The organism is Mycobacterium sp. E136, assembly GCF_001666865.1.
GTDB lineage: Bacteria > Actinomycetota > Actinomycetes > Mycobacteriales > Mycobacteriaceae > Mycobacterium.
Genome location: NZ_LZJE01000113.1, coordinates 1 through 1,173 on the forward strand (window position 1 = coordinate 1; position 1,173 = coordinate 1,173).

Genomic DNA, 1,173 nt, shown 5'->3' on the forward strand with positions numbered 1-1,173 from the left:
GTTCACCCGCGATCGGCAACCCACGTCCATTTGCAGCCCGAGGCCTTCGGCCTCGAGTCAGCCTCCATACCGTCTAGTCGGACGACGATCAAGCGGCGAGGGACGAGCCGCGTTGAGGAGTCCGACAGTACAACTAGATCAGGTTCATCAGGTTGCTGCCGGCCGTCCATGCGCCGGCGGCGATCAGCGCGGTCAACGTGATGACGGCGACGACCCAGAACAACAGGGCGCGCCGGGCACGCTGCCTGGCCCAGTAGAACTCCTCGATGTCGATTCCGGCGAACCGTCCCGAGACTGGCTCGTATTCGGGTTCGGGCTCAGGGCGGTCGTCGCGCGGCAACGTGCGGGTCGCCTGCCGTGGCGCGGGCGGAGCCGTCGCCGGCGCCGGTGCAGGACGCATGGTGGCCGCGGTGTGCTGCGCGGAGTTGCGCGGGGCGGGCACCCGGAACGGCGGCAACCCGAGTTCGTCGACGATCGCGTCCAGGTCGTCTCGCATCTCTCGGGCGTCGGCATACCTCCGGGCCGGATCGCGGGCGGTCGCGCGCAGCACCAGATCGTCGAATTGTGCTGGGACACCGGCGATCACCGAACTCGGCGCCGGTACGTCGTTGTCCATCCGCTGATAGGCCACCGCAAGGGCCGAGTCACCGGCGAACGGGGTGCGGCCGGTGAGCAGTTCGTAGGTCAGGATGCCCGCCGAGTAGACGTCGCTGCGGGGATCCGCGTCGCCGGTGCTGACCTGTTCGGGCGAGAGGTACGCGGCGGTGCCCAGGATGACGCTGGTCGAGGTGATCTTCGCTTCGGCGACGGCCCGCACCAGCCCGAAGTCAGCGATCTTGACGTCACCGTCGTCGGAGATCAGCACGTTCTCGGGTTTGACGTCGCGGTGCACCAGGCCGGCTCGGTGCGCAGCGGCCAGCCCGCCGAGGACCGGGCCGAGCACCGCCGCGGCGGCGTGCGGTGGCATCGGTCCGCGCTCGCGCAGCAGCTCGCGCAGGGTTCCGCCCTCCACGAGTTCCATCACCAGGAACGGGGGCGGACCGCCCACCCGGCCACCGCCCTGGTCGTACACGGCGACGAGGCCGGGATCGGCCAACCGCGCCACGGCACGGGCCTCGCGCTGGAAGCGGGTGAGAAACTGTGCGTCGCCCGCGTACCGGGTGTCCATCACCT

1 protein-coding gene is annotated in these 1,173 nt (G+C 70.2%); it reads right to left on the reverse strand.

Annotation, left to right across the window (positions count from 1 at the left end):
- Positions 1-133 precede the first annotated feature (133 nt).
- Positions 134-1,173, reverse strand: a 1,040-nt coding sequence (locus A5698_RS08115) for a protein kinase domain-containing protein (protein WP_068295388.1), incomplete at its 5' end; no start/stop codon positions are given.